Annotated in this window: 3 protein-coding genes; all 3 read left to right on the plus strand. The window is 37.6% G+C overall.

Translation table 11 applies throughout. The features are described from left to right. The first annotated feature begins 280 nt into the window (after positions 1-280). From A142_RS15930 to A142_RS15940, 3 genes are read left to right on the plus strand one after another with little or no spacing between them, the layout of a single operon-like run. Complete coding sequence (locus A142_RS15930; RefSeq protein WP_019821144.1) at positions 281-994, plus strand: DNA-methyltransferase; 714 nt, start codon at positions 281-283, stop codon at positions 992-994. A 48-nt stretch (positions 995-1,042) separates the two neighbouring features. Next, positions 1,043-1,423, plus strand: coding sequence for a hypothetical protein (locus A142_RS15935; RefSeq protein ID WP_019821146.1), 381 nt, complete (start codon positions 1,043-1,045; stop codon positions 1,421-1,423). A gap of 4 nt (positions 1,424-1,427) precedes the next feature. Next, a complete protein-coding gene (locus tag A142_RS15940; protein WP_019821148.1) occupies positions 1,428-2,690 on the plus strand; it encodes a DUF6575 domain-containing protein in 1,263 nt (420 codons plus the stop codon). The last annotated feature ends 377 nt before the right edge of the window (positions 2,691-3,067 follow it).

Below are 3,067 nucleotides of genomic sequence, written 5' to 3' on the forward strand. Positions count from 1 at the left end.
TTACTCACGTCAAGCACTCGGGCTGGTAATACGATCAGGGAATAGAGTGTAAACTCTAAGTGGTTTATATCCAGAACCTTCATTGACTGATTTTGGAGTGCGGAATGTTGTAAATTCCCGTGCTGTATCACGGAGGGTAAATTCGACTATCTATCAGCTTAGGTGGACTTCTTTAAGTAAACACAGAATTGACTGCTTACATCTACAAAAATATAAACCTGATTTTGCAATCAATCTCGTATAGAATTCATCGTTTTTTGAATCATATGACATTATCAATATGGGTAAATTTAAGTTGTTGAATAATAGTACTAAAAAATTACAGTGTAGTTTGTATGAACTAGATGCCGTTGAGTGGCTGAAAACTATTGACGACTCATCAGTTGATTTACTTATTACTGACCCGCCGTATGAGTCATTAGAAAAGCATCGAAAAGTCGGTACGACAACAAGGCTTAAAAATAGTAAAGCTTCAAGTAATCAGTGGTTCGAGATCTTTCCAAATGATAGGTTTGAAGAACTATTTACTGAGGTATACAGAGTTCTAAAGAAAAACTCTCACTTCTATCTTTTTTGTGACCAAGAAACTGCATTTATTGTTAAACCAATAGCTGAGTCTGTCGGTTTTAAGTTTTGGAAGCCGATTGTATGGGACAAGATGAAAATTGGTATGGGCTACCATTACCGTGCTCGCTATGAGTTCATTTTGTTCTTTGAAAAAGGTAAAAGAAAGTTAAACGACTTAAGTACACCAGATGTATTACAAGTACCTCGTATACATCGAGGATATCCGACGGAAAAGCCTGTTGAATTGATGGATATTTTAATTAATCAAAGTAGCTCCGAAGGTGAATTAGTTTGCGATCCATTTATGGGTTCTGGGGCTGTTGGTGTATCCGCATTAACCAACCAACGTTGTTTTTGGGGAAGCGATATTTCTAGCGAATCGATGTCTATCACACATTCGAGAGTCAGCCCATTGATAAATAAGTAAATGGTCTTTACTATGCAACAATGTTTTATGTGACAAGTTCAACTTAATATGTGCGATTATCCTGACTTTTATCCAGAAGATATGCCTCCAGAAGATGCTAGTGAGGCTAATGGTGAAGCTTATCGGTTAGTAGACAATAATCCCCCTCAAAAAGTGGATTTTAGATCTACAATTGAAGAGAACTCTAAGAGAGCTGCTAGAAAACCTAGTGATAGAGAAATGCTTTATGGGGCTTCACTTTTCACTGAACCAGAAGAAGCGTTAAAGAAAAAGAAGCTATTTAAGCCATTGAGGAACAAAACGTTATCCTCTGGTCATTTGTGTAATGATGATGGCGTGATGAAAAAGACTGGTGGCCCTTGCCATGTAACAGTTTGGTTTAAAAAAGACGCTCTTCCACACGAACGCTTTGAGTGTATAGAAGAATAATGAAATGTACCCACTAGTACAAGACAGCAGATTAGGAACATTAGAGTTCCATAAAATCTACGAAGAGTATGATGGTCCAAAACTATTTAGTGCAGTAAATGCACTAGGGATCTATTACCTAGTTTATTGGATAGATGAGCTCGAAGACGGCGATACTTGGTTATATGTACCAATGTCATATAATCGCCTCGAGAAGCTAGAGAGTGCCTCTCGCTCACTTCGTGATGCATTCATATACCCAGAAGAAAATTCTATTTTCAGAATTTTTACCTCATTTGACGGTGAAGAAGAAACATTAACGCATTTAACCGCAGAAGAGTTAACAGAAGAAGAACTCCCACCAATAGATTATCGAATCGAGTGTGAATTAGTCCCAGAACAAGAAGTTGTATCATCGATCACTAATCATGAAATTCACATTTCAAAGCCTAGCCGACGCGGCATAATGAAATTAGATTCAATATCTAAAATCCTTGAGGGCTGGTCTTCTTTATATGATGAATTCGTAAGAACGATAAATATATCTGACAGGCTAGTACCTGTTGATGCGCGACCTGGCTCATTTATCGTTCGATTAGAATCAAACCATTATGAAAAAGTATCACCTGTTATCGACGATTTCTTTGGCGTTTTAACTAGTTCTGAAGATATTCACACTACACTATTAAGCATGAAAATTGATGTTGATGTGGTTAAAGAGTTTTTATCTTTGGTAGTTGATTCTTCCTATGACTTTAAACTAACACCACTTATAGACGGAAGCTTTCCACATCAGTTATCCAAATCTGCCGCAGAACGGATATTGACAGAGCTAAAGACAAGTGAATTAACATACTTATCTAGTCTGAGAGTACCTCAAGCAGATGATCTTAAGCGTGTGTTTGATGTAGTGATCGCTAAGTCTAATTTTCAAGAAGTAAATGAGTTCACGCTAGGGATTACATCAAGACAAGTGGCTTATTATCTCCACGCAGCCCGCACTCTGGGGTATTTAGATAGGTCAAATCAACCTACTTCAGCAGGTATGCAATTTGGTAAGTTAGATGAAAATCAAAGGTTAAAATCAGCAGCTATGAGATTCCAAAGCAGTGATTGTGGATGGACGTGGATTAGCTGGGCATCTGGAAAAACGCTAGCAGACATTCCTAATGGTAGTGCGTTTGAATTCCTGCAAGACTGTGTACCAACTTTAAATGTAAGTACAGCACGTCGCAGGTCGAAGACTTTAAACTCTTGGCTCAAACTATTTAAGCCAATAACAGAATAACAATAGGCCCCTTGAGGGCCTTTTTTATACCTTTTTGAGTGCCGAAATTGAGCGAGCTATTCTTAAAAGGTGTGTCGATGTGTGGATTTCAAGCTAGGACTGAATCTCTAGTTAAGCCAGTCCAACTAGCACCTGTTGAGCTGAAAGCAACTGTCCAGTAGGCAATAATTGGCAAATTTGCATTATAAAAGTTTGCTAATGTTCCGTTATCTGAAACTGATTTTTGTCCAAAACCTTCTTAGAAATTCATCAAATTATTGTGTGATTAAACTATTGTCAGTCGACATCAGAGACTAAAAATGAATCAAATAAGATGTGATGTAAATCACTTTACAAGCCCATTTGGACTGTTATCCTCAGGATGTTAAACGTTGAAT

The organism is Vibrio splendidus 12E03, assembly GCF_000272105.2.
GTDB classification, from domain to species: Bacteria; Pseudomonadota; Gammaproteobacteria; order Enterobacterales; family Vibrionaceae; genus Vibrio; species Vibrio splendidus_I.

What these genes read in the sequence shown, in the direction of transcription:
- A142_RS15930 (WP_019821144.1), top strand. Translation starts at nt 281, where the DNA reads ATGGGTAAATTTAAGTTGTTGAATAATAGTACTAAAAAATTACAGTGT.
- A142_RS15940 (WP_019821148.1), top strand. Translation starts at nt 1,428, where the DNA reads ATGTACCCACTAGTACAAGACAGCAGATTAGGAACATTAGAGTTCCAT.
- A142_RS15935 (WP_019821146.1), top strand. Translation starts at nt 1,043, where the DNA reads ATGTGCGATTATCCTGACTTTTATCCAGAAGATATGCCTCCAGAAGAT.